Annotated in this window: 24 protein-coding genes; 8 read left to right on the top strand and 16 right to left on the bottom strand. The window is 68.4% G+C overall.

From position 1 onward, the window contains the following. Nucleotides 1–283: 283 nt before the first annotated feature. The 4 genes from J2X58_RS06845 to J2X58_RS06860 all read right to left on the bottom strand — a co-directional run bounded on the left by J2X58_RS06845 (nt 284) and on the right by J2X58_RS06860 (nt 7759). The gene (locus J2X58_RS06845; RefSeq protein ID WP_310047188.1) at nt 284–3304 is read right to left on the bottom strand and encodes a diguanylate cyclase; all 3021 of its coding nucleotides are present in this window, start codon (nt 3302–3304) and stop codon (nt 284–286) included. A 73-nt stretch (nt 3305–3377) separates the two neighbouring features. Next, on the bottom strand, nt 3378–4925 hold the full coding sequence (locus tag J2X58_RS06850; RefSeq protein ID WP_090052991.1) for an EAL domain-containing protein: 1548 nt from the start codon (nt 4923–4925) through the stop codon (nt 3378–3380). Nucleotides 4926–5220: 295 nt separating this feature from the next. Beyond that, entirely contained in the window at nt 5221–7275 is a 2055-nt protein-coding gene (locus tag J2X58_RS06855; protein ID WP_310047190.1) for a S9 family peptidase, read from the bottom strand. A 193-nt stretch (nt 7276–7468) separates the two neighbouring features. Beyond that, complete coding sequence (locus J2X58_RS06860) at nt 7469–7759, bottom strand: GNAT family N-acetyltransferase (RefSeq protein ID WP_310047192.1); 291 nt, start codon at nt 7757–7759, stop codon at nt 7469–7471. 150 nt (nt 7760–7909) lie between these two features. Between J2X58_RS06860 and J2X58_RS06865 the strand changes: the two genes are divergently transcribed. The 3 genes from J2X58_RS06865 (at nt 7910) to J2X58_RS06875 (ending at nt 11099) form a co-directional block, all read left to right on the top strand. Beyond that, on the top strand, nt 7910–8872 hold the full coding sequence (locus tag J2X58_RS06865; RefSeq protein WP_310047194.1) for a CorA family divalent cation transporter: 963 nt from the start codon (nt 7910–7912) through the stop codon (nt 8870–8872). A 2-nt stretch (nt 8873–8874) separates the two neighbouring features. Next, nucleotides 8875–9804, top strand: coding sequence for an oxygenase MpaB family protein (locus J2X58_RS06870; protein WP_310047195.1), 930 nt, complete (start codon nt 8875–8877; stop codon nt 9802–9804). 236 nt (nt 9805–10040) lie between these two features. After that, nucleotides 10041–11099 (top strand): GGDEF domain-containing protein, encoded by a 1059-nt coding sequence (locus J2X58_RS06875; RefSeq protein ID WP_090052983.1) that lies wholly within the window; start codon nt 10041–10043, stop codon nt 11097–11099. An 8-nt stretch (nt 11100–11107) separates the two neighbouring features. Here the strand turns inward: J2X58_RS06875 and J2X58_RS06880 are convergent, their stop codons facing one another. From J2X58_RS06880 to J2X58_RS06915, 8 genes are all read right to left on the bottom strand, one after another. Further along, on the bottom strand, nt 11108–11731 hold the full coding sequence (locus J2X58_RS06880) for an alpha-ketoglutarate-dependent dioxygenase AlkB (protein WP_310047198.1): 624 nt from the start codon (nt 11729–11731) through the stop codon (nt 11108–11110). A gap of 7 nt (nt 11732–11738) precedes the next feature. After that, nucleotides 11739–12269: a superoxide dismutase family protein gene (gene sodC, locus J2X58_RS06885; RefSeq protein WP_090052979.1), complete on the bottom strand. Its 531-nt coding sequence runs from the start codon at nt 12267–12269 to the stop codon at nt 11739–11741. Between the two features lie 113 nt (nt 12270–12382). Continuing rightward, nucleotides 12383–13090 carry a pseudouridine synthase gene (locus tag J2X58_RS06890; RefSeq protein WP_310047201.1) on the bottom strand — a complete coding sequence of 236 codons (708 nt, stop codon included), beginning with the start codon at nt 13088–13090 and terminating at the stop codon, nt 12383–12385. Beyond that, nucleotides 13087–14145, bottom strand: a complete 1059-nt coding sequence (locus J2X58_RS06895; RefSeq protein WP_310047202.1) for a methyltransferase — start codon at nt 14143–14145, stop codon at nt 13087–13089. Before J2X58_RS06895 ends, J2X58_RS06890 begins: the two co-directional genes overlap by 4 nt. 71 nt (nt 14146–14216) lie before the next feature. After that, nucleotides 14217–14441, bottom strand: coding sequence for an RNA-binding S4 domain-containing protein (locus J2X58_RS06900; protein WP_090052974.1), 225 nt, complete (start codon nt 14439–14441; stop codon nt 14217–14219). Nucleotides 14442–14474: 33 nt separating this feature from the next. Continuing rightward, nucleotides 14475–15461 carry an MBL fold metallo-hydrolase gene (locus J2X58_RS06905; protein WP_310047205.1) on the bottom strand — a complete coding sequence of 329 codons (987 nt, stop codon included), beginning with the start codon at nt 15459–15461 and terminating at the stop codon, nt 14475–14477. Between the two features lie 68 nt (nt 15462–15529). Then, nucleotides 15530–15946 (bottom strand): ketosteroid isomerase-related protein, encoded by a 417-nt coding sequence (locus tag J2X58_RS06910; RefSeq protein WP_090052971.1) that lies wholly within the window; start codon nt 15944–15946, stop codon nt 15530–15532. 8 nt (nt 15947–15954) lie between these two features. After that, nucleotides 15955–17067 carry an S-(hydroxymethyl)glutathione dehydrogenase/class III alcohol dehydrogenase gene (locus J2X58_RS06915; RefSeq protein ID WP_090052969.1) on the bottom strand — a complete coding sequence of 371 codons (1113 nt, stop codon included), beginning with the start codon at nt 17065–17067 and terminating at the stop codon, nt 15955–15957. Nucleotides 17068–17588: 521 nt separating this feature from the next. On the opposite strand from J2X58_RS06915, the gene J2X58_RS06920 reads away from it, so the two are divergent. Beyond that, nucleotides 17589–17747, top strand: a complete 159-nt coding sequence (locus J2X58_RS06920; protein WP_310047209.1) for a hypothetical protein — start codon at nt 17589–17591, stop codon at nt 17745–17747. A gap of 52 nt (nt 17748–17799) precedes the next feature. On the opposite strand, the gene J2X58_RS06925 is transcribed toward J2X58_RS06920, so the two are convergent. From J2X58_RS06925 to J2X58_RS06935, 3 genes are all read right to left on the bottom strand, one after another. Beyond that, nucleotides 17800–18402: a DNA-binding protein gene (locus J2X58_RS06925; RefSeq protein WP_310047210.1), complete on the bottom strand. Its 603-nt coding sequence runs from the start codon at nt 18400–18402 to the stop codon at nt 17800–17802. A gap of 28 nt (nt 18403–18430) precedes the next feature. Continuing rightward, a complete protein-coding gene (locus tag J2X58_RS06930) occupies nt 18431–18634 on the bottom strand; it encodes a hypothetical protein (RefSeq protein WP_310047211.1) in 204 nt (67 codons plus the stop codon). 72 nt (nt 18635–18706) lie between these two features. After that, a complete protein-coding gene (locus tag J2X58_RS06935) occupies nt 18707–20026 on the bottom strand; it encodes an Nramp family divalent metal transporter (RefSeq protein ID WP_310047212.1) in 1320 nt (439 codons plus the stop codon). A gap of 101 nt (nt 20027–20127) precedes the next feature. Here J2X58_RS06935 and J2X58_RS06940 point away from each other — a divergent pair, with 101 nt between their 5' ends. After that, nucleotides 20128–20745, top strand: coding sequence for an NAD(P)H-dependent oxidoreductase (locus J2X58_RS06940; RefSeq protein ID WP_310047213.1), 618 nt, complete (start codon nt 20128–20130; stop codon nt 20743–20745). A gap of 92 nt (nt 20746–20837) precedes the next feature. Further along, nucleotides 20838–21023 carry a CsbD family protein gene (locus J2X58_RS06945; protein ID WP_090052964.1) on the top strand — a complete coding sequence of 62 codons (186 nt, stop codon included), beginning with the start codon at nt 20838–20840 and terminating at the stop codon, nt 21021–21023. Between the two features lie 125 nt (nt 21024–21148). Here the strand turns inward: J2X58_RS06945 and J2X58_RS06950 are convergent, their stop codons facing one another. Next, on the bottom strand, nt 21149–21274 hold the full coding sequence (locus J2X58_RS06950) for a hypothetical protein (protein WP_256374571.1): 126 nt from the start codon (nt 21272–21274) through the stop codon (nt 21149–21151). A gap of 149 nt (nt 21275–21423) precedes the next feature. Here J2X58_RS06950 and J2X58_RS06955 point away from each other — a divergent pair, with 149 nt between their 5' ends. Further along, the gene (locus J2X58_RS06955) at nt 21424–22785 is read left to right on the top strand and encodes an amidohydrolase family protein (RefSeq protein WP_310047214.1); all 1362 of its coding nucleotides are present in this window, start codon (nt 21424–21426) and stop codon (nt 22783–22785) included. 2 nt (nt 22786–22787) lie between these two features. Continuing rightward, nucleotides 22788–24803, top strand: coding sequence for a response regulator (locus J2X58_RS06960; RefSeq protein ID WP_310047215.1), 2016 nt, complete (start codon nt 22788–22790; stop codon nt 24801–24803). Nucleotides 24804–24822: the final 19 nt, after the last annotated feature.

The following is a 24822-nucleotide window of genomic DNA, read 5'->3' on the forward strand; positions in this document are numbered from 1 at the left end:
TTTTCGCGAGACCGGAACGTAACGCCGGAGGTTGTCGCGAAGACCGATCGCCTCGCCGTGGGCACCGGCGTACGCCGGTGCGACGGTTGTCGTCATACCGGCGCACGCCGGTATCCACGTCCTCGGTGCATGGTTTTCGCGAGACCCGGAACGTAACGCCGGAGGTTGTCGCGAAGACCGATCGCCTCGCCGTGGGCACCGGCGTGCGCCGGGGTGACGGTTGTCGTCATACCGGCGCACGCCGGTATCCACGTCCTCGGTGCGCGGTTGTAGCGACCGCGCCTCACACCCGCGCGATACGGCTCCGGTTGCGTCCCTCGTTCTTCGCCTGGTACAGCGCCTCGTCCGCACGTCCCAGCAGCGAATGCAGTGATTCGGGTGCGCGCCACATGGCGACGCCGGCGCTCACGGTGATGCGGATGCGGTAGTCGCCGTGGACGATGACCATGGCGCCGAGCGCGTGACGCGCGCGTTCGGTGATGTCGAGCGCGTGTTCGGCCAGGGCGCCCGGAAGGCAGAGGATGAATTCCTCGCCGCCGAAACGGCCCGCGAGGTCGTCGGCGCGGCACATCGAGGAGATCACGCGCATCGTCTCGCGGATCACCGTGTCGCCCGCCAGATGGCCGTAGGTGTCGTTCACCGCCTTGAAATCGTCGATGTCGATGAGCACCACGCTGAACGGGATGCCGTCGTTGGCGGCACCCTGGCGCACGCGTTCGGCCTGCTCCAGGAACCGGCGACGGTTGAGCGAGCCGGTGAGTTCGTCCGTGCCCGCCAGGTGATCGAGGCGCTCGTTCGCGGTCTTCAGATCGCGGGTCCGGGCATCGACCTGGGCCTGCAACAGCTCGGCGCGGCGGCGCAGGTAGAGCGTGCGCAGCGACACCAGCCCGAAGAACACGGCGACGCCAAGCGCCACGCCGAGGAGCAGCGTCCAGGGACTTTCGTACCAGCGCGGCGTGACGACGACGCGCACCGACGTCTCCACCGTGCGCGCATCGAGGCCACGCACCGTGGCGCGCAGGCGCAGCGTGTAGGTGCCGCTGGGCAGGTTCGTGTAGATGGCGCTGGGCGGGATCCCGCGCGGCACCGCGTTCCAGGCCTTGTCGGCCTCGTCCATGCGATACGCGTAGTGCGTCTCGAGCGGCGCCCGGAAGTCGAGCAGCGCGAAGTCGACGCGCAGGTTGCGTCCGTCGCCCCCGAGCGTGACGGCATCGCCGTCGCCCGGCACCTGGTCCAGCGGCACGGGACGATCGTTGATCGAGACGTGCGTGATCGCGAGGCGCGCCGGACCGGCGACCGGCGCCTCCCAGTAAGGACGGATGACGGTCAGGCCGCCGAGGCCGCCGAACATCAGCTCGCCGCCGGGCGCTTCCGCCGCGGCGCGATGGATGTAGCTGGGAATGCGCAGGCCGTCGCGGATACCGAGATCCGCGACGCGGTGGCTCGCGGCGTCGACCATCGCCACGCCATTGGCCATGGACGCCCACACGCGGTCGTCGTGATCGACGAGGAGCGCGTTGATCTTGGTGTTGGTCAGGCCATCGCGAGCGCCGATGACCCCGAAGCGGAACGGCCCACGCGGCTTGAAGTCGTCGAGGTAGGCGATGCCGCCGAAGGTGCCGAGCCACAGGCGGCCGCGCGAATCGAAGGCCATCGAACCCGTGTAATCGTGCGGAAGGCTCGACGGATTGGCCGGATCGTGGCGCAGGTTCACGAAGCCCTTCTCGCCGTCGTACGCGATGCTGATGCCGCTGATCGTGGCGAACCACCAGGCGTCGGGCATGCGCACGATGTGCCGCACCTGGTCGCCGACCAGGCTCTTCGGGTCGGCGTCGTCGTGACGCATCTGCGTCAGCTTGCCCGTGCGCGTCTCGTAGCGGAACAGACCGTCGTAGCCGCCGATGAGCAGGTCGTCGCCGTCGCGCTGCATCGACAGGATCAGCCGCCCGTCGAGGCTCGGGATCATCGAGCTGCGCATCTCGAACGTGTTCGGGTCGATGCGCGATATGCCCTGCGCGCCGGCCCAGATCGAGCCGTCGGGCGCGACCACGAAAGCCTGGACGTCGCGCTCGGCCTGCTCACCGCCCAGTTGCAGGTGGCGCATCGTCCCCTTCGCGAGGTCGAGGACGTCGACGCGGCCCATGCCGAGGCCGAGCCAGACGCGACCGCGCGGATCGACGAACACGGCGTGCACGTTGGCGTTGGAGAGCGTGTGCGACTCCAGCGGCGACGGCAGCACCGAGAACACCTTGCGCCCGTTGGGATCGTAGTGCGCGGCGCCGAGTTCGGTGGCCACCCAGATGTTGCCCGAGCTGTCCTGGAAGATGTCGCGCGTGATGTCGCCGGGCAACGACGACGGCATGGCGGCGTCATGGCTCAGCATGCGCAACTGGCCCGTGACCGAATCGTAGGTCACGACGCCCGCGCCGTCGGTCGCCGCCCAGAGCACGCCTTGCGCCGTTTCGTGGAAAGCGCGCACGGTGCGCCGGCGCGCGAGACCGTTCTTGCCGGAGAAGCCGGGCACCAGGTGCCCTTGCCCGCTGGCGTCGATGAAGATCGCGCCGGACTGCCCGGTGCCGACCCAGAGACGCTCGTGGCCGCCCTGCAGCAGCGCCCAGACCTGGTCGTGGAGGATCTCGTCGACGGCGGGATCGGTGGAGCGGACGCGGGTGAAACGGCCGCCCGGCTTTCGGACGAAGAGCCCGTTGTCCGTGCCCACCCAGAGGTTGCCGGTCTTGTCCTCGCTGACCACGAACGTGCGCGCGACCATGTCCTTCGCGTCGCCGTCCTGCATCGACTCGCGGGTGATTTTTCCCGTGGCGAGGTCCAGCCGGTCGACGCCGCTTTCGGTGGCGATCCAGAAACTGCCCGCCTGCCGGGCCCGGGCGATAGCGAAGATCTTGCCGTTGGAGGTGCCGCCCGGCCCGATCGGATAGACATGGAAACGCATCGATACGGGATCGAAGCGGACCAGCCCGCCCGCGTTGGTGCCGATCAGCAGGCCGCCGTCGGGCAGCGGCATCAGCGCCCGCACGTAGGAATCGGGGAGCACGGCGCCGGCGTAGGAGTCGGGCTCCTGGCCGAACACCTGCATGCGGTAGCCGTCGTAGCGGACGAGGCCGCCGAACGTGCCGATCCAGATCAGGCCGCGCGTGTCCTGCACGATCGCCGTGGTGGTCGAGTGCGGCAGGCCGTCCGTGACGCCGACGGTATCGAACCAGGCCGATTCGTAGACCGCCCACGGGTCGACGCCGACCGGCGGCGTCGGCACGGCCGTCTGCGCGGACGCGGTGGCGACGAACACGCAGCACAACCAACCCAGGAGGGCGACCAGACATGCTCGATGACGCGGAGGACGAGCGGGCCGCGTGAGGCGGTCAGCCGGCATAGGCCACGGTCGGATCGAGGTACCGGGTGAACGCGTCGGCGGTCATCGGACGAGCGAAGAAATAGCCCTGGCCGATGTCGCAACCGAGGTCGCGCAGCCAATCCGCCTGCGCCTCGGTTTCGACGCCCTCGGCGATGGTGCGCATGTTGAGCTTCTTGGCGAGGCCGACGATGGCCTCGGTGATCTCGCGATCGGCGAGGTTCAGCGTGCTGCCGCGGACGAACGACTGGTCGATCTTGATCGTGCCGACGGGCAGCTCGCGCAGATGGCTCAGGTTCCAGTAGCCGGCGCCGAAGTCGTCGATCAGGAGGTCGAAGCCGTGCGAGCGCAGCTTGACCAGCTGGCGCATGGTTTCTTCCGGCTGACGCATCGCCGTGGATTCGGTGAGCTCGAAGCGGATGCGGGTCGGGTCGACGCCATACGAGCGCACCGCGCGATGCAGCGTGTCCACGAACGCGGGCCGGCTGAGCTCGTGCATCGAAAGGTTGATGGCCACGTAGTCGACGACCGTGCCCGAGGCGTCCCATGCCAGCACCTGGTTGAGCACCGAGCGCAGCACGTATTCGCCCAGCGCATGGATCAGGCCCGAGCGCTCGGCGATCGCCACGAAGACGGACGGGGGGACATCGCCGCGCGTCGGGTGGTGCCAGCGCGCCAGCGCTTCCACCCCCGCGAGGCTGCCGTCGCGCAGGTTGCGCTTGGGCTGATATTCGACCGATAGCTGCCCGGCCTGCAGCGCCTCGCGCAGATCGACCGTGAGGGCGAGCCGCTCGCGCGCCAGCTCCAGCATCCCTTCTTCGTAGAACCGGAAATCGGCCTTGCCGGTTTCCTTCACCGCGTACATCGCCGCGTCGGCGTTGCGGATCAGGGTCGACGCCTGCTGGCCGTCCTTCGGGGCGACGGCGACGCCGATGCTCGGGCTGACGGCCACCAGCTGGCCGGAAACGCTTACCGGTTTCGAGACGAGATCGAGCACCTTCCGGCAGACCCGGACCAGATTCTCGATGCCGCCGTACGCCTGCACGACCACGACGAACTCGTCGCCGCCGAAGCGGGATACGGTGTCGCGCGCCCGCACGCTGCTGCGCAACGACGACGCGACGGCACGCAGGAAGACGTCGCCGGCCTCGTGGCCGAGCGTGTCGTTGATCGACTTGAAGCCGTCCAGATCGATGAACATGACGGCCAGCGAGTCGCCGTCGGGCGACGCCAGCGCCTGCTCGAGTTCGCGCATGATGAACGCGCGGTTGGGCAGACCCGTCAGGGTGTCGTGGTAGGCATGGAAGGCCAGCGCGCGGCTCGCCTGCTCGCGCGGATCCTCGAGGCGGGCATGCAGGCGGCGGCGCTGCCCCAGCAGCCAGCCGATGGCGATGGCCGCCAGGGCGCAGACGGCCATCAGGGCGAGGAGCCAGCCCAGCCCGGCCCCGCCCGTGCTGAAGGGCGTGCAGGCCGACCCGCCGCCGGCCCCGAACAGGGACCCGCGCGCGCAATTCGATGCGGCGATGAAGCCGCTCTCGACGCTACGATGTGTCAGCACGCCACGCTCCGGCCCGGATCACGGGACACGTCGCCGACCGGCGCGCACGGCGACCGACCCGCGGATTCTACGAAATGCCCAAGGGCGACACCGGCGGGCCTGCGATCGGCCCGGACGCTATGCCACTTGTCCCCAGGATTATCGGCCATCACCGCCCTCGACTTTAGGTCATGCGACGAATTCCGCTGGCGTCTTCACATTTCATGAGACGCCGTCTCCCGTCCCGCATGATGCTGCGTCCGCGAAAAAACGCAATGCGCCGGTCCCGGAACGGCGACCGGCCGGGCTGCGTCCTTCAGGGTGCGGGCGCCGCGAGGTAGCGATCGAACCAGGCCAGGGCCCGGGCGAGGACGTCGCGGCGGCTGGCATCGCGGGCGAATCCGTGGCCCTCGCCGGGGTACACCACGAGCGAGGTGGGCACACCCTGGGCCCGCAGCGCGTGCCAGAACTCGAACGACTGCGGCGCCGGGGTCTCGGCGTCGCGCTCGCCGACCACGACCAGCGTCGGCGTCCTGACCTGCTTGATGAAGTTGATCGCCGAGCTCTTGGCGTAGACGGCCGGATCGTCGTAGACCGAGGCACCGAAATAAGGCTTCATCCACTGGTCGATCAGGTTCTGGCCGTAATAGCTCTGCCAGTTGGAGATGCCGGCGCCGGCCACCGCGGCGCGGAAGCGCTGCGTCTGGGTGACGCCGAACATCGTCATGAAGCCGCCGTAGCTCCAGCCGGTGAGGCCGAGACGGCGGTCGTCGACCGGGTGGTTCTTCTCGATGGCGTCGACGCCGGCCAGCACGTCGCGCAGGTCGCCATAGCCGAAATCCTTGCGATTGGCCTGCACGAAGGCCTCGCCCTGCCCGTAGCTGCCACGCGGGTTGGGCATGAAGACGAAATACCCCAGCGCCGACAGCGGGGCGCCGCCGTAACCGACGCCCGGCCAGCGCGGGGTCACCGCGGCCGCGGGGCCACCGTGGATCGAGACGATCATCCCGTAACGCTTCTTCGGATCGTAGTTGGCGGGATACAGGAGCCAGCCCTGGACGTCCTGCCCCTCGCTCTTCCACGCGATGGACTCGGCCTTGCCCCACGAGGGCTTCAGTCCGGCGTTGAACGCGGTGACGGCGACCGGCGTCCCCTGGCCCGAAAGGTCGGCGACCTGCACCTCGTTCGCCTTGTCGAACGAACTGGCGGCGAACGCCGCCTTCGCCCCGTCGGCGCTCAACGAGAGCGACATCGACAGCCGGCCGTCGCCGATCGTCATGGGCACCTCGAACAGCGTCGTGGCGGTCGCGTCGCCGCTCGCCGGCAGCTCGTAACGCGAGACCCGGCTGGCGCCCGCCGCGTGTTCCCCGACGATCAGGCGATCCGCCGCCGTCCAGGCGAGCCACGCCGGCGTCGTCCGGATGCCCGGCGTGACGTCCACCGGCGCGGCGCCACCGGCGGCAGGTACCGTCCAGATGTCGCCACCGGTGGAGCCCTGATCGCTCATCAGGCCACCGATGAACGCGATGCGGGACCCATCCGGCGAGAAGCGCGGCACCGCGACCTGCAGATTCTTCAGGGGACCGGTCAACGTCGTGGTGTCGACGATCGCCGTCGGCTTACCGTTGGCGGTCGCCGGCTGGACGTACAGCTTCGCGATCCACCAGTTGTTGTCTCCGGGCGGCTCGGCGGCGACGTAGGCGATCCGCCCGCCGTCGCCCGAGAAGGCGAATTCATAGACATGCAGACCGGCCGGCGTCAGCGTGCGCACGGCCCCGCCGCCGACGTCGACCGTGGCCACCTGCTGGACTTCGATGCCTTCGACACCGATCTCGCCCAGCTGCGGCTTCGCCGCGGCGGTGGCGCTCGCGCGTCGGGTCGCGTTCGGCACGTAGAGGAACCCGAGCGCCTTGCCGTCCGGACGCCACTCGACCCCGTCGACGTAGCCCGTGAGGTGCGTGATGCGCTGCGGAGGTGCCTTGCCGGCGATGTCGGCGACATGGATGTCGTTCTGCCTGCCCTCTTCCACGCCTGGCGCCTTGCCGGCGCAGTCGGAGAGGAACGCGAGGTGCCGCGAATCGGGCGCCCAGACGGCGCCGGTCTCGCCGCAGCCCCTGCTGGCCGTGACGCGGCGGGCGTTGCGTCCGTCGGCGTCGGCCACTTCGAGCACGGGCTTGCCGTTGGTCTTCACCGTCCAGGCGAGGTGCTTCGCGTCGGGCGAGAGGGAGACGGAGCCGATGCTGCGAACCTTGCCGAGCGATTCGAGGATCGCGGCGATCCGCGGGTCTTCCCCGGTCTTCGCCGGTGTGTCGGCCTGGGCCACGCCCGCGCATGCCAGCGCGACGGCGGCGACGATCCACTTGGTACGCATCGATGGGTCCCGCTCTCTGATCGAAACCCAAAACCTAACACGTACCTGAACGAGGATGTAGGAGCGCGCCCTGCGCGCGACATCTTTCGATGACAGACCACGAGCTGGCGCCGCAGCTTGCCGGCTGCGCGAAACGATGTCGCGCGCAGGGCGCGCTCCTACCGCCCCGTGACGCGATCGACCATGTGCTGGCTCAGGCCAGCAAATGCGCGTACTCGGGATTGCGCCGGAACCACGTCGCGGCGTAGCTGCAGGCGGGCGTCACCTTCCAGTGCTTCGCCTCGGCGGTCTGCACCGCGAACTTCGTCAGCAGCGCGGCGATGCCGCGGCCTCCGACCGGCGAGGGAACGCCCGTATGGGTGATCACCATCGTCTTGTCCTGCAGCCGGTACTCCACCTCGCAGTCGTAGCCATCGACGACCGCCCTGAATACCTGGTTCGCCTCGTCGTGGATGATTTCCAGCGGTTTGGCCACGTCGCTCATCGTTCTCTCCGGCATGGGGTCGTGCGCCAAGCATGCGCGTCTCCGGCGGCCGACGCCATCCACGTGGCGCAAACGCCGCGGGCGTAAACTGCCGTACGTTCCGGCCTCGCGGCCGGTGATTTCCTGCGAATCGCGAGGCCACGAGCGCACGTGCTGACCATCCACGAGCAAGGACACAGCGGACCGCCCGCCCCCTGGAAGCCCGGCATGGGGCGTCCGGACAAGCCGATCTGGATCGACCTGTTCGATCCTTCACAGGAAGAGCGTGCCTGCGCCGCGGAGATCACCGGCCTCCGCATCCCGGAGCGCGGCGACGTGGACAACCTCGCGCTGTCGAGCCGCATCCGCACCGACGACGACGCGATGTACCTGTCCATCCCCTATTTCGCGGACAGCGCGAACGGGCACAAGGCGGCGCCGGTCGGCATCGTGGTGACCGACCGGGTGCTGATGACGCTCCGCTTCGCCCCCTCCCCCGCCTTCGATCTCGCGAACGAAAGCTGCAACGTGCATCGCTGGGAGTCGAGCGCGGACGTCCTGGCGACGCTCATCGAAGCCATCGTGAACCTCGCCGCGAAGCGGATGGAAGACGTCTCGGCCGACCTGAAGAAGCTTTCCGACCGCATCTTCACCCGCGAACGCATCGGCACGCCGGCGCTGCGCAACTGCATGCTCGAGGTCGGCCGCCTCGAGGGCGAGCAGGCGCGCAACCGCTCGTCGATGCTGGGCGTGCAGCGCATCGTCTCGTTCGTGCGCGCGAAGAAACCCGACTGGATGCCCGACGAGGTGGAGCTGCGGTTGCGCGTCGTCGACCACGACCTGCGCACGCTCGACGAGTTCGACGACCAGCTGACGAACAAGCTGCAGTTCCTGCTCGATGCCAGCCTCGGCTTCATCAGTACCGACCAGAACCACGTGATGAAGGTGCTCACCGTCACCTCGGTGGCGACGATTCCTCCCGTGATCCTCGCGGGCATCTGGGGCATGAACTTCAAGCGGATGCCCGAGCTCGACTGGACGTTCGGCTACCCGCTCGCGCTCGGCGCCATCGCGCTGAGCATCCTGCTGCCCGTGCTGTTCTTCAAATGGCGGGGCTGGCTGTCGGGCGACTGATCATGGGAGCGTTCGGCCATCTCCTGCGACCGGCCGCGGGCCCCATCCGCCGCTGGGTGCTATCGGCGTTCCCGCGTCCGCAGACCGGCGCCATCGACTACGACCATCCCGCGGGCGATCCCGGCCTGTTCGGTCCCTCCAGCGTCACCTGGCGCGTGCATGCCGACTTCTGCGGCATGCTGGCGGGCGGCCTGTGCGCGCTCTACCTGCAGACGCTGCATCCGCGTGCGCTGGCCGGCGTTTGGGATCACTCCAACTTCCGCGAGGACCTCGTCGGCCGGCTGCGACGGACCACCGCCTTCGTCGGCGGCACCACGTATGCCCCCACCGCTGCCGCGCAAGGGATGATCGAGCACGTGCGGCGCATCCACGCGCAGGTCCGCGGCAGCGACGAAGCCGGCGTGCCCTATGCCGCCGACGACCCCGACCTGCTCACCTGGGTCCACGTCAGCGAGATGTCGAGCTTCCTCGCGGGGTATCGGGCGTATGGCCCGCTGGACGTCCCCGCCCGGATCGCCGATGCGTATCTGGACGAGACGCGCCGCGTGGCCGAGGCACTCGGCGCGCGCGACGTGCCGGGTTCCGTGGCGGCTCTGGACGCGTACATCGACCACGTGCGGCCGACGCTCGTCTACGGCGAACGCTCGCGCGTCGTGCTCGACGTCCTGGCGCGCCTCGACCTGCCGGTACCCCTGGCGGGGCTTTCCCGCGACGTCTTCCTGCATGCCGGCGCCGCGTTGCTTCCGCCCTGGGCGAACGAGCTTCTCGGCCGGTCGGAGCAAGACCTCCGCAAGGCGCGGCTGGCATCGGCGGCGCTACGCCGCATGGCGCCCCTGTTCCGCGCCGCGCTCACCGAAGGCGTCGCCTCGCGCTCGTGCCGCAGGGTCGGCGTCGATCCCGGGATTCTCGACCGCTGGCCGACCACCCCCTAACGCACTCCTTCACGTTTGTTAAGACCAACGACTGCGACCTCCTTCACATTTCCTTACATCCAGCCCACTTTTCCCCTAAAGTTTCCGGCTGGACCGCCGTAATTACTTGCTGGGGACATGCCAGTCGGGGTTCGGCAGACATGCACACCGGGGCGCGATCCGGCCCGACTTCGGGGGAGGTGGTAAGTGCGAATCCGTAAGGTCAGTCACATCGTCGGCATGGGGACGCTCCCGACATGAGAGCACCCTGGCATGCCCTTGCCGGCGTGATGCCGGAGTCGCGCCTGCTCGCGTCCGTGGCGGAGTTCACGCACCACCGGGACATCGACGCGCTGGACCATAGCGTGGTGCTCTCACTCGCCGAACTCGTCTCCGTCAACAGCGTCACGTTGTGCAAGCGCGGCGACAGCATGAACCACCCCGTCGAATCGATCGTGGTGTGCTCGCGCAAGCCGGACGGCGCGTTCGTCGTCGAGGCGATCGATCCCATCCGCGAGGGCGATCCCATCGACACCATCGTGTGCGCGATGGAGATGCTCGAGGCGATCAGCGACGTCACCGACGACGGCATCAGCCGCCTCGTCATACCGATCCAGCGCGACAACGCGGCCATCGGCGCACTGATGCTCGAATCCGAAGATGCGCTCGACCACGTCCGCACGATGGTCGAGGGGTTCGCGCGCATCTATGGCAACTACATTGCCCTGCTCAACGACAGCGAGCGCGACAAGCTCACCGGCCTGTACAACCGCCGCAGTTTCGAGCAGCGCCTGCAGCGCCTGCTGAAGCTCCAGCGCCAGCGCGCGCGGGGCCCATCCGACGACGGCGTGCCGGGCGACCGCGTGTCGCAGCTCTACCTCGCCATCCTCGACATCGACCACTTCAAGCGCATCAACGACACCTATGGCCACGTGTACGGGGACGAGGTGATCCTGATGCTCGCGCAGCAGATGCGCGCGTGCTTCCGCTCCAGCGACGTGCTGTTCCGCTTCGGCGGCGAGGAGTTCGTCGTGCTGCTCGCCGCGCAGGACGACGCGGAGGTTCACGACGTCCTGGACCGCTTCCGGACGTTCGTCGGCGCCCACGCCTATCCGCAGGTCGGACACGTGACCGTCAGCGTGGGCTATGCGCGCATCACGGAGCACGATTACCCGGAGATCGTGCTCGACCGTGCGGACAAGGCGCTGTATTTCGCCAAGCAGCACGGTCGCGACAGCGTGCACGGATACGAGACGCTCGCGGCGCTCGGCGAACTGAGCGCTCCGGTGGCGCTGGGCAGCATCGACCTGTTCTGAGCACGCCCTCAGGCGGGCTGGCGATGCGTCACGTAGCGGCGCCCGCCGGCCTTGCCGCCCGGGCGGACGCGGAAGGCCAGGCTGATCCGTGGCCCGACCGTCGTCCGCGTCTTCGGGATGCCGTGGTCGTAGTGGAACTGCGTGGCGTAACTCATCGTCAGCAGGCTGCCGGCTTCCATGTCGAGGTCGAAACGCCGCTTCGGCGGCTCGCGCTCGCGCAGGGTCATGCGGCGCGTGGCGCCGAGGGAGAGCAGCGCGATCGGCGCGCCCTCGACCAGCTCCTCGATGTGATCGTTGTGCGGCGCCACGCTGTCCTGTCCGTCGCGATACAGGTTCAGCCCGACCGACGTGTACGCGATGCCGCTGCGCGCGATGACGATGGCGGCGGCTTCCGCGATCGCCGAAGGAAGGCCGGCCTCGTCCAGCGCGTAGTGCTGCACCAGACGCGGCACGGCGACGTCGCGTCCGTACATGGCCCGGCGCTGCGCCTCCCAGGGAATCTCCGCCTGCAACGACGCGAACCAGTCCGCGGCCTGCCCGGGCGGGACGACGCCGGGCTCGTACGCGAACCGCCCGTGCTCGTCGTCGACGATCACGAGCGGTCCGGAGGCGAACAACCCACCTTGCGACATGGCTTCCTTACTTGACGACGCCGCAGGCGATGCGGGCACCGCCGCCGCCGAGGGCTTCGGGCTTGTCGGAGTAATTGTCGCCGCCCGCGTGGATCATCAGCGCGTGGCCCTTGAGCGTGGCGAGCGACTTCAGGTTCGGCGCGGTGACGGCCGTGGTGTCCGTGCCGTCGGCACCCACGGTGATCTTCGGCAGGTCGCCCTCATGGCCGGCGGTCGAGTCCGGGCCTTCGTGCTTGCCCGTCTTGTTCGGGTCGTAATGGCCGCCGGCGGCGAGCGCCGCGCCCTTCTTGCCGTCCTTCTCGCCCGGGGCGCAGCTCGGCTTCTCGTGCAGGTGGAAGCCATGCTCGCCGGGCGGCAGACCCTTCAGGTCGGGCGTGAAGACGAGGCCACCGGCGCTCTCGGTCACGGTGACCTTGCCGACCGAGGCGCCCGCCCCGTCGGCGGTGACGAGGGTCAGGGGCACGACCACGCTCTTCTCGGCGGCCTGGGCGGCGACGCAGACCACGAGCCCGGCCAGGGCGACGGCGATTCGTTTCATCTTGCACACTCCTTGGGGTCGAAAGACTTCCCGATACTGCATCGGGTGTGCACGAGGCGTCCATAACAAAAGCGGCGCACGGTGCGGAAGCGCGCGCCCTGTCAATGCGCGACTCAGCCGGGCGGCTGGAAGATGCGGGCCGTGTCGTCGGCGTCGAGCAGGCGCCACTCGCCTGGCGGGAGGCCGTCGAGGGACAGACCGCCCACCGCCACGCGCTCGAGGGTCTCCACGTGGTTGCCGACCGCGGCGAACATGCGGCGGACCTGATGATAGCGACCCTCCGTGAGCGTCAGGCGCGCGCGGCGCGGGCCGAGCACGTCGAGGCGCGCGGGCTCCAGCGGATCCGTCTCGCCGTCGAGCATCAGCGTGCCGGCGGCGAACGTCGCGCCTTCGTCGCCGCGCAGATCGTTCGCGAGCGTCGCCTCATAGACTTTCGACACCGAGGCCTTCGGCGAGATGATCCGGTGCAGAAGCTGGCCATCGTCGGTGAACAGCAGGAGGCCCGAGGTATCGCGGTCGAGGCGTCCCACGGTCGAGAGCACCGGATCGCGCGCGGAAAAACGCGGCGGCAGGAGTTCGTACACCAGCCGGCCGGCGTCCTTGCGCGAGCACGTGTAGCCCACGGGCTTGTGCAGCATCAGGAGCATGCCCTGCGGCGGATCGAGCGGCGTGCCGTCGACGCGCACGTCGGCATGCTCCCGCTTGTCGTCGGCATAAAGCACCTCGCCGGTGGCGTCGGTGACCGCGCCTTCGCGGAACATGTCCGCGACCTGACGACGGCTGCCATAGCCGAGGTTCGCGAGGAGGCGTACGAGTTTCATCGGCGGGGTTCCCTTGCTTCGACGACCTTGAAGCCGTCCTTTTCGATCACGGTGCGCACGCTGGCGAAGCACGCGTCGAGCGTCGCTTCATAGGCGAGATGACGATTGGCCACCATCCAGAACCGGCCGCGCGCCGTAAGTCCCTTCGCGGCGGCGGCGATGAACGCGCGGCCGAGTGCCGGATCGTCGGCGCGTCCCTGGTGGAACGGTGGATTGGAGACGATCACGTCGTAGCCCGCGTCGATGCCCTGCGTCACGTCGTGCCAGCGCACCGATGTCGCGATGTCCCGGCCCGTCCTCGAGACCGACGCCGCGATGTTCGTGCGTGCCGGCCCGAGGGCACGCGCTTCGGCCTCGTAGAGATCGACCGCGGCGATGCCGGCGCAGCGTTCGACGAGCGTGCACGCGAGGTAGCCGAATCCGGCACCGAGGTCCGCCGCCCTGCCGGCGAGGTCGTCCGGCAGTACGCTCGTCAGGAGCGCCGAGGCGCGATCGACGCGGTCCCAGGCGAACAGGCCGCGGCGACCGACGAAGCGACCGTCGTCGATCGGCAACGGCTCGTCCAGCGCCAGCCAGCGTTCGAGCAGCGCCGGATCGGGCGTCGCGCCGGGCCGCGTCCAGAACACGCGGCACTTGTGCTTGGAGAGATTCGACACGCCGCCGGCCAGCAGGGCGAGGTCGGCTTCGGCCGTCTTCGCGCCTTCGGCGTTCGGCACGCTGGCGACGACGATGCCCTTCGCATCGACGTGCGCCATGGCCTGCGCGAACAACGCGCGCGACTCCTCGCGCTGCCGCGTGGGCAGCACCATCACGAGGCGGAAGCGGCCTTCGGGGATCTCCGCCGTGGTGGTGAAGCCCGAGCGCTCGAGCGCATCCGCCGCCGGCAGGAACGACTGCTGCAGCGTCCATCCCGGGCGGCGCGCTTCGCGCAAGGCGAAGCCGTCGCGCGCGCGCAGGATCAGCACGCCGCCGTCCGCCGGCCAGGCGAGGTCGCCGGTGGCGAACGGCACGAACAGCGCGTCGAGCGCGTCATCGGAAGCGGTACCGGCGGACAACGCGGCGAACCTCTGGGTATCGGTGAGCCGGCTATTCTAGCGAAACCATCGCGGACGAGCCGCCGCGCCGATCAATCCTGCTCGGGCAGCACGCTGATTTCCTCGTCGCCGATCGTGACGACCTGCCCCGCGCGCACCTTGTACGTCTTGCGCAGCTCGACGGCGCCGTCGACGGAAACCAGGCCGTCGGCGACCAGGTGCTTGCCCTCGCCGCCGCTCGACGCGATGCCGGTGAGCTTCAGCAGCAGGTTCAGCTCGACGTAGTCGCCCTCGAGGCGGAATTCATGGAACGGCATGGGCGGGGAAACCGGAGGAGAGGAAGGGCGTCATTAGAGCGCAATTCGGCCGCCGATGTTGAGCAGCAGGAATTCGTCGCGCGACATGCCCGCCGCGTCCAGCGCCTCGCCGAGCAACCGCGGCGGCTCGTCCAGCGCGTCGTCGGCCAGCTCGAACGCACCCCAGTGAATCGCGATGGAGCGGCGGACGCCGACCTCGCGATGCAGCTGCACGGCCTCCGCCGGGTCGACATGCTGCGCGCGCATGAACCAGCGCGGCGCGTACGCCCCGATCGGCACCGCGGCGAGGTCGATGGGTCCCATGCGCTCGCCGATCTCGGCGAGCCGTTCCGAGTAGCCGGTGTCGCCAGCGAACCAGAAGCGGAACCCGTCACACGCCATTACCCAACCGCCCCATAGCGAACGGTTGCGGTTCCACAGCGTGCGCGCGCTCCAGTGACGCGCCGGAACGAACGTGAACGTCGCGCCGCCGACGTCCGTGCTGTCCCACCAGTCGAGTTCCCGGACGTTCTCGATGCCGCGTCGCGCGAACCAGCGCTTCAGGCCGAGCGGCACGAGGAACAGCGCCCTCGGGAATCGGCGGGCCAGCGCTCGCACGGTCGCGGCGTCGAGGTGATCGTAGTGATTGTGCGAGATAGCGAGGACGTCGATCGGAGGCAGCCCCGCCACGTCCACGGGTGCCGCGGTCCGCCGCAGGGGGCCCGCGAAGGCCAGCGGGGAGGCGCGACGGCCGAGGACGGGATCGGTCAGCACCGTGATACCGCCGTGGCGCACGAGCATCGTGGCATGGCCGAGCCACCAGGCCGCGTCGCCCGCGCCGTCGAACGTGGCGCGTTGCCACCAGCGACGCGAGAACGCCTCGTAGCCCTCCTCGGGCGCACGGGGGAGGCGCTGTTCCTTGCGCTCGCGCCGCCAGCGCTGGAGATCCCCCTGCCCCCGCGTCTCCGGCTCGGGGTTACGGAACCCTTCCGGTGTGTGATGCGACTTCGACGGGTCGTAGTACGGGTTGGTCCAGGCCATGCGACGCCTTTGCGGATGACGGGTCGGAATCATCAGACCTGCGGCCCGCCATCCCGGCGTTCAAGGCGTCAGTCCACTTCGACGCGACGCACCTGCGCCAGCCAGTCCTCGAGGTTGTAGTAGTTGCTGATGCGCGTGATGCGACCGCCGGCCACGTCGAAGAACGCGCCACCCGGCAGCACGTACGACTGCCCCTGGGCGAGCGGGAGGCCCTCGTCGGTGGCCTTGTACTCGCCGTGCACGACGTACTCGGCGGCGGCGCGGGTGCCGTCCGCGTTCGCCATGACGACGATGTTCCTCAGCTGCTCGCTGTAGCTCACGTTCATGCGCTGAAGGAACGCGCCGAAGCGGTCGCGACCGGTTTCCCGGCCGCCCTGGTTGATGTCGTGCGCCACGTGCTCGTCGAGCAGCGCCAGCATGCCCGCCCAGTCGCCGCGGTTGAAGGCGTCGTAGTAACGGCGGATCAGGTCGATCGTTTCGTTCATCGAAGGGCTCAATAGATGATGACGGAGCGGATGGCCTTGCCCTCGTGCATGAGGTCGAAGGCACGGTTGATGTCGTCCAGCCCCATCGTATACGTGATCATCGGGTCGATCTTGATCTCGCCACCCATGTAGCGGTCGACATAACCGGGCAGTTCGCTGCGGCCCTTCACGCCGCCGAAGGCGGAACCGCGCCAGACGCGGCCCGTCACCAGCTGGAACGGACGCGTGCGGATCTCCTGTCCCGCGCCGGCCACGCCGATGATGATCGACTCGCCCCAGCCCTTGTGGCAGCACTCGAGCGCGGCGCGCATCACGTCCACGTTGCCGATGCACTCGAACGAGTAATCGACGCCGCCATCCGTGAGGTCGACGATGACCTGCTGGATCGGGGTGTCCGGGTAATCGCGCGGGTTCACGAAGTCGGTCGCGCCGAGCATCTTCGCCATCTCGAACTTCGACGGGTTGGTGTCCACGACGATGATGCGCGAGGCCTTCGCCATCACGGCGCCCTGCACCACGGACAGGCCGATGCCGCCCATGCCGAAGACGGCGACCGTCGAACCCGGCTCGACCTTCGCGGTATTGAGCACGGCGCCGATGCCGGTCGTGATACCGCAGCCCAGCAGGCAGACCTTATCCAGCGGGGCCGCCTTGTCGATCTTCGCCAGCGAAATCTCCGGAAGCACGGTGTACTCGCTGAAGGTGCTGGTGCCCATGTAATGGAGGAGCTGCCGGCCGCCCTGCGAGAACCGGGACGTCCCGTCCGGCATCAGGCCCTTGCCCTGGGTCACGCGGATCTTCTGGCACAGGTTGGTCTTGCCCGAACGGCAGAAGCTGCACTCGCCGCACTCGGGCGTGTACAGGGGAATGACGTGATCGCCCGGCTTCAGCGTGGTGACGCCCTCGCCCACCTCCTCGACGATGCCGCCGCCCTCGTGCCCGAGGATGACCGGGAACGCGCCCTCCGGGTCGGCGCCCGACAGCGTGAACAGGTCGGTATGGCACACGCCGGTCGCGACGATGCGGACCAGCACCTCGCCGGCCTTGGGTCCCTGGACGTCGATCTCCTCGATCGACAGCGGTTTTCCGGCTTCCCAGGCGACGGCGGCACGAGACTTCATGGTGGTTTTCCCTTGGACGATAGGTATGGCGATGCCGGTTCGCGGACCGGCCGGACCGCCGATTCTAGCCACCCGCGCCCATGGGGCGAAGGGCCCATACGGCCGCGCATTGGCGAAACCGACCCAGTTGAGTTAAACTAGGGTTAACGGATACCCCCCAAGCGGCGAACGAAAGCCCACGGTAAGGATCCGATCGAGGACACCGATCGCGCCGATCGGGAATTTCTTTGAACCTTTTGCTTACAACCGCTGTCGAACCTTTTGTTCCTTGCGAGCCCTTGTAAACCCATGGGGCGCCCATACAAAAGGGCTTAACGAAACTCGGTAGTTCAGAAATTCGGCCCTGTGACGGCGTGACGAAAGACTAACGAACCGATTGTTCACCAAACGAAACGGACCAGATCCCCGGCGCGTCTTTCTTGGAAGATCCCGGCGGCGTAAGGTCCACGCCACGCCAGAGACCGGCGGCGCTGGCGCCAGAGAATCGATGCAACCGGTCATTGCGACTGGGAGAAACGACCATGAACGAACTGCGTAACGAATTCGGCATCTCGACCTACGAACTGGCTACCGGCAACCGTGCCGAAGCCAACAGCGGTTTCGACCTCTTCGGTGGCGAGATGGATGGCTACGACTGGCTGGGCGAAGTCGCCAGCCGTCTGAGCAACGACGCGGTCTGACCCAGACCGACCTCGCGCACGAAAGGCCCGCCTGACGGCGGGCCTTTCGTTGTCAGGACGCCTTGCGCGCCCGTGTTTTCGCCGCCTTCCGGGCGGCCGTTTTCCTCACCGACGCGCCCTTCGTCCGTGCCGCCTTCTTCGCCGCGGCCGATCGACTGGAGGCCGTGCGCTTCGCCGCGCTCTTCCGGCCCTGCGCCGAAAGGGCACGCTTCAAGACCGACGAACTCCCTTCCCGCTTGAGCGCGCGGGTGCTCGCCTGCGAACGCGTGGCCGACTTCTTCGCCGTGGCGCGTTTCGCCGTCGCTTTCCGCGCGGCTGTCTTCTTCGTAGCGGTCTTGCGGCCCGCGGATTTTTTCGCCGTCGCCTTCTTCGCCGTCGCCTTCTTGCCCGTGGCCTTCTTCGTCGCCGCGCGCGAATCCTGGGTCGCCTTCTTCTTCGTGGCCTTGCTGGCCGTCTTCGACGGCTTCGCCTTCACGCCATCCCGCCTGGCCTTCGAGAGGCCGATGGCGATCGCCTGCTTCGCCGAGCGCGCACCGTGCTTGCCTTCGCGAACGTGCTCGATCTCCTCGCGGACGTACTCGCCGGCCTGCGTCGAGGCCGACTTTCCTTCGCGCTCGTCCTTGCGTGCCCTGGCGGTGGTTTTCTTCTCAGGCATGGTTTCGTTCTCCTCCGTGCCGGTGGACTCAGGGAATGCGGATCGCGAGCGCCTCGGGGGCCTCGGCCGGCGGCGTGCCATCGTCTTCCGGCGTATCCGGGTGGGCCGGACGGTCCTGGGGCCGGTCGATGGACGGGTTCTCGCCGGGCATCTCGGGGCGCGGCCGCGTCGGGGTTTCGTCGGGAATCACCGGCGAGCGGCCGGGTGCCTCGGGTACGAGCGGGCTTTGCATCGCGTGGGTCGCCATAGGTGTCGTCGGCGATGAGACTGCGCGGGCATGTGTGATGTATCCGTCTGTCCGGCGTCACGCCAACCCGAACACCTGTGCCACCAGCCAGACGTTGGCGCACGAGATCACGACGAACAGCAGCCACGCGGCGACCGACACGAGACGCGCGTTGGCGAAATCCCCCATCAGTGCGCGGTCGTCCGTGAAACGGATGAGCGGATACATCGCGAACGGAAGCTGGATGCTCAGCACCACCTGGCTCGCGATCAGCAGCTCGCCGATGGCGCGGTCGCCCATGGTCACCACGCCGATGAAGGCGGGAACGATCGCAAGACCGCGCGTGATCAGACGACGCTGCCAGCACGGCAGCTTCCAGTGCAGGAAGCCGTCCATGATCACCTGGCCGGCGATCGTCCCCGTGAACGTCGAGCTCTGCCCCGACGCGAAGAGGCCGATGGCGAAGGCCACGGCGGCGACGGTCGTACCCGCGATGGGCGCGAGCAGCTCGTAGGCGTCGCCGATGTCCGCGACGTCGGTGCGTCCCGTGCCGTGGAACGCGGCGGCGGCGACGATCAGGATCGCCGCGTTGATCAGCAGGGCGAGGCTGAGCGAGCCGATGGTGTCGACGCGCGTCAGGCGGATCGCGTCGCGCTTGCCCTGGATACCGGTCACGGCGCGCGTCTGCACGACGGACGAATGCAGGTAGAGGTTGTGCGGCATGATCGTGGCACCCAGGATGCCGATCGCGAGGTAGAGCGGCTCCTGCGTGGAGACCGCATGCAGCGACGGCACGAAGCCCGCGGCGACCTGCGCCCAGTCCGGCCCCACGAGGAACAGCTGCACCACGAAACAGATGCCGATGGTGCCGACGAGCCCGAGGATGATCGCCTCGACGCGACGGAAGCCCCTGCCCTGCAGCCCGAGCACGATGAAGGTGTCCAGCGCCGTCAGCGCCACGCCGACCGGCAGCGACACGCCGAAGAGGAGCTTGAAGGCGAGCGCGCTGCCGAGTACTTCCGCGAGGTCGCACGAGATGATGGATATCTCGGCGAAAACCCACTGGAGGCGCCCGACGGCTTTCGGATAGCGCTCGCTCGACAGGCGAGCGAGGTCCTTCTGCGTGGCGATGCCGAGGCGCGCGGCGAGGCACTGGAGCATCATCGCCGCCAGGCTCGAGAGCAGCACGACGAAGAGCAGGCGATAACCGAAGCGCGAACCGGCTTCGATGTCGGTCGCCCAGTTGCCGGGATCCATGTAGCCGACGGACACGAGCAGCCCGGGCCCCGCGAACCGGAGCGCCTTCTTCCACCATGGCAGGTCGGCGGGGACGACGATGGAGCCCGCCACTTCGGACGGGCAGAACGGCGCGGTGGCCGTCTTGGGTAACGGGAACATGGCGCCATCGTAGCGGGATCCGCCCATCGCGTATGCACTTTCCCGCGACGCCGGTTGCACGGACGTGCTCTGACGATCGGTGTTTTGCCGGAGAGACCGTCATGACGCTCAAAGCCCTTGGACTCAACTGCACGCTCGCGCCGTCGCCGAAGCCCTCCTCGTCGCAGAAGCTGCTCGACCAGCTGTTCGACGCCCTGAAGAAGCGCGACGTGGAGACCGAGAGCGTTCGCCTCGTGGACCTCGACATCAAGCCGGGCGTGAGCCACGACGAAGGCGGCGGTGACGAATGGCCGAAGGTGCGCGAGCGGATCATGGCCAGCGACATCCTGGTGATGGTCACGCCGATCTGGGTCGGTCAGCCCTCGAGCATCGCGAAGCGCGTGCTGGAACGGCTCGACGCGATCCTCGGCGACATCGGCGACGACGGGCGATACCCGACCTTCGGCAAGGTGGCGATGGTCGGCGTCGTCGGCAACGAAGACGGCGCGCACCACGTCTCGGCCGAGCTCTACCAGGGTCTCGCCGACTTCGGGTTCACCATCCCGGCGGGAAGTTCCGCGTACTGGGTCGGCGAGGCGATGGGCTCGACGAATTACATCGATCTGAAGGAGACGCCGGAGAACGTCGGCAAGGCGATCGAGACGCTCGCGTCGAACGCTGCCCATCTCGCGGGCCTGCTGAAGGCCTCGAACTATCCCGCGCCATTGAAAGGCGGGTGAACGACGGCGCACATGCGCTTCACGTTCCTGTAAGCCCGCAACCTCTTACATCGGCACCCTGCGAACGACGCAGAACCAGACAGGAGAACACCATGGACAAGAACCGCACCGAAGGCATGAAACACGAGGTCAAGGGCGCCGTGAAGGAAGTGGTCGGCAAGGTCACCGGCGACCATGCGAAGCAGGCGGCCGGCAACATCGAAAAGAACGCCGGCAAGGTCCAGAAGGAAGTGGGCAAGGCCGCGGACAAGGCGCGCGACGCCGACCGTCGTCATTGATGAAGAAAGCCGCGGGAGCCCAGGCTCCCGCGGCTTTTTCTTGCCTGGTAGGAGCGCACCTGGGCGCGATTGGGGGCTTGCCGCAATCCCTCATCGCGCCCAGGTGCGCTCCTACGGCTTACGCGTCACGTGCAACCGCGAAGCAGGAAGATCAGCAGCAGCACCGGAATGGGAATGCCAAGGATCCAGAGCAGGATGTAGCCGATGGCGCCTCGTTGCTTGCCGGTGACCGGGGTGTTCTCGTCGTTCATGCGATGTCCCTCCCTCGCGTGGATTTGCGCCAAGGGTCGGTGCGGGAACGTGGATCGGGCGTGACAACGGCGACACGAGTATTTTCGCAACGACATCGCCTTCGCAGGTCGTGCATTATTCCGGCACGGTCCCCGTCGAAGGAAACACCATGTCCCGACTTCGTCCCACCCTTCTCTTCCTCGCACTCGCGGCGGCGGGCGGCACGCATGCCGCCACCGTGATCCGCGGCGCGACGGTGATCGACGGCACCGGCGCGGCGCCGATGCGCGACGTGACCCTGGTGATCAACGGCGACCGGATCTCCCTCATGGGCCCGGGCCTGCGCGCGAAGATGCCCGCCGATACGAAGGTGGTCGATTACACGGGCAAGACGATCATCCCGGGCATCGTCTCCGATCATTCGCACGTCGGTTCGGTCGACGGCACGCGGAGTGGCCTGCCCGCGCTCTACAACCGCGACAACATCCTTCGCCAGCTGAAGCAGTGGCAGGCCTATGGGGTGACCACGGTCACCTCCCTCGGCGTGAACGTCCCGGCCGTGTTCTACCCTTTGCGCGCCGAGCTGCATGCCGGCAAGGCGCCGGGCTCCGATCTGTTCGGCGCCGACCGCGGCATCGGCGTGCCGAACGGCGCGCCGCCCGCGAAGATGATGAAGGCGGGACCGGACCAGCTCGACCGCCCCGAGACGCCGGATCAGGCGCGGGCCGCCGTGGACGCGGCCGCCGACCGCGGCACGGACCTGATCAAGATCTGGCTCGACGACTTCAACGGGAGCCTCCCGGTGAAGATGAAGCCGGAGATCTGGCGCGCGGTGATCGCCGAGGCGCATGCGAGGAAACTGCGCGTCGCCGCGCACGTGTACTACCTGGAGGACGCGCGCCGCCTGGTCGACGACGGCGTCGACATCCTCGCGCACGGCGTGCGCGACCAACCCGTGGACGCGGGCTTCGTCGAGGCGATGAAGCGCCACGGCACCTGGTACATCGCCACGCTCGACCTCAACGAGGCCGCGTACATCTATGCCCGGCATCCCGCGTGGATGGACCGCCCCTTCTTCACGCACGCCGTGCAGCCGGACCTCGCGCGCCAGTTCGCCGATGCCGCCTGGCGCGACCGGGTCCAGGGCGACGGCGCGACGAAGACGAACGAAGACGCCCTCCAGGTCAACCTGAAGAACCTCAAGACGCTCTACGACGCGGGGGTGAACATCGGCTTCGGCACCGACTCGGGCGCCATGCCCTTGCGCATTCCGGGCGTCGCGGAACATCGCGAGCTCGCGCTCATGGTCGACGCCGGCCTCACGCCGCTACAGGCCATACACGTGGCGACACAGCGCGCGGCCGCCCTGCTCCGCCTGGACGACCGCGGCGTCCTCGCCAACGGCAAACGCGCGGACTTCGTCGTGCTCGACGACGATCCGTCGAAAGACATCGAGGCCACCACCACCATCCACGCGGTGTGGGAACGCGGCCAGCAGGTGTCGGGGCCGGTGGCGTCGTTCCGGCCCTGAGCATGTCCGAGCCGCCACGCTCCGATCCATTCGCGTTCCTGCCGGTCGATTCGCCGACGGCCGGCGAGATCCGCGCGTTCCCGTGGAGCGGCACGCCGCTGGGTGCGGTCGAAGGCTGGCCCGCCGCGCTGCGCAGCATGCTCGCGACGATGATGGACACTCCCCAGCCGATGTTCATTTCCGTCGAGCCCGGCCAGCTGTTCTTTTTCAACGATCCGTATCGGCCGATCCTCGGTCACCGCCTGCACGGCGCCATCGGCCGTCGCTTCGACGAACTGTGGGGCGACGTATGGGACGCCGTGTCGGAACATGTCGACGCCGCCATGGCGGGCCGGGGAACCATGCATCGCGACCTGCCCCTGACGATGACCCGGTATGGCTTTCCCGAGGACACCTGGTGGACCTTCTCGTACGCGCCCCTGCGCGACGAGGAGGGCCGGATCTTCGGCATGGTGGCGGTGACCAACGAGACCACGCGAGGCGTGCGGTCGGCCGTGGCGCTGCGCGAGCTGAACGCGTCGCTCGAACGCGAGATCGATGCGCGGACGCGTGAGCGCGACCAGCTCTGGGCCATCTCGCGCGACCTGTACGTGGTGATGGGGCGCGACGGCCACTACCGTAACGTGAATCCGGCCTGGGCGAACGAGTTGGGACACGACCTCGCCGATGTCGTCGGCACGGGCTTCGAGGAACTGGTCCATCCCGACGACCTGGCGCGCGCGACCGACGCCGTATCCCAACTGCTCGACGGCGATGTCGTGGAGGATCTGGAAGTACGCATCCGCGCCCACGACGGCAGCTACCGCTGGTTCGCCTGGACCTGCGTACCCGACGGGGACGTCGTGTACGGCATGGGCCGCGATGTCGAGCGCCGTCGCGAAATGGAAGACCAGTGGCGACATGCGCAGAAGCTGGAAGCGCTGGGCCGGCTGACGGGCGGCATCGCGCACGATTTCAACAACATCCTGGGCGGCATCGGCGGCGCCATCGAAGTCGTCAGCGAACGGCTGGCGAGTGGCCGCGCCGACAACGTCCAGCGCATGCTCGACGCCGCGGCCGGCGCGGTGAAACGCGCCGCGGGGCTGACGCACCGGCTGCTCGCGTACTCACGGCAACAGGCGCTCTCGCTGTCCGACGTGGACGCGAACCAGATCGTCCGCGGTCTCGACCTGCTGCTTCGCCCCGTGCTGGGCGAGCAGGTGTCGATCGTACTGCGCACGCAGTCCGACCTCTGGCGCACGCTGTCCGACGCGAGCCAGCTGGAAAGCGCGATCCTCAACCTCGCCATCAACGCGCGCGATGCCATGCCGCAAGGCGGCCAGCTGGGCATCGTCACGCGCAACGCCCCCTGCACGGACATCGGCGACGGTGCAGCCGATTACGTGGTCGTCTCGGTCACCGACACCGGCACAGGCATGTCCCGGGCCACCGCCGAAAAGGCCTTCGATCCCTTCTTCACGACGAAAGCGATCGGACAGGGAACAGGGCTGGGGCTCTCGATGGTGGACGGCTTCGCGCGACAGACGGGTGGTCGCGCCATCATCGACTCCGTGCCAGGCGCGGGAACGACCGTGAGCCTCTGGCTCCCGCGACACCTCGGCGAGGCTTCCGTCGCGCACACCCATGATGTCGAACGGCAGGATGGCTCGGGCCGCCGCGTCCTGCTCGTGGAAGACGAGCAGATGCTGCGCTCGATCGCGTGCGAGGTGCTCGAGGAAAGCGGCTACGAGGTCGATGCGTGCGCGGACGCCTCCGAAGCGCTGGGAAAGCTGCACGCAGGCAGGACACCCGACATCCTGGTCACCGACATCGGCCTCCCAGGCATGGACGGACACCAGTTCGCCCGCGCCATGCGCGAGATGCATCCCCGGGTCCCGGTGCTCTACATCACCGGATACGCATGGGACGCCTTTGCTGAAACGCCCCACTTGCCCGAGCGGGCGGCCCTGCTCAGCAAGCCGTTCTCCTTGCAGGCGCTGACCGGCTCCATCGCCGAACTGCTCCGGACGGCGTCCTAACGCCGGTCTTCCATTCCCT

This window comes from Luteibacter sp. 3190 (assembly GCF_031456385.1).
Classification (GTDB): Bacteria; Pseudomonadota; Gammaproteobacteria; order Xanthomonadales; family Rhodanobacteraceae; genus Luteibacter.